The 522-nt window shown below is 74.3% G+C and carries 1 pseudogene; it reads right to left on the bottom strand.

The annotated features are described in order from the left end of the window. Window positions 1-294: 294 nt before the first annotated feature. Window positions 295-522, bottom strand: a pseudogene (locus EHS43_RS45735) (hypothetical protein); the annotation flags it as partial.

Here is a 522-nt window from a genome sequence, read left to right as displayed (position 1 = left end):
AGCAGCGTCCATCGTCGTCGGATAGCGCAGCCACGCGGCGACCGTCACGGCCTGCCGTGCCTGCACCTCGCACAGCGCAGCGGCCAGCGCGCCGCCCACCGGCGGGTAGGCGCGGGTCAGCCAGTAGGTGGTCGCCGCGATGACCGGGGAGAGATCTGCTTGCACGGGCGGGCCGTCCGAGATGCTGGTGGGAGAGGGGACTGCGCGAAACGGTAGCCCGCGCCCCCGTGAGGACGACATGGCTCCGGCCTCACCCGCCACGTGGCCTCGGCCACACCGGCCCCGCCCGCACGCCTACGCCTCCAGCCAGAACCGGGTGCGCCTGAGCCACAGCTCCAGCAGCTCCGAGTCCCCTCGCGTCTCGACACCGGGCGCCGGGCGGGCGTAGAGGAACAGGAGCAGGTCCGTCACCGGTCCGCGTACGCGCACGGCGGCCGTGCCGGTCCCGCGCCGCCACTTCGGCCGTTCTCCGGTGAGGTCGAACAGCCACTCCCCCGCCACCCCCGCGTCGAGGCCCAGGGT

Origin of the sequence: Streptomyces sp. RP5T (assembly GCF_003933965.1) — a bacterium.
In the GTDB taxonomy this organism is placed as follows: domain Bacteria; phylum Actinomycetota; class Actinomycetes; order Streptomycetales; family Streptomycetaceae; genus Streptomyces.
Note: the sequence above shows the minus strand (reverse complement) of the source record. Positions and strands in the feature narration are given on the sequence as shown.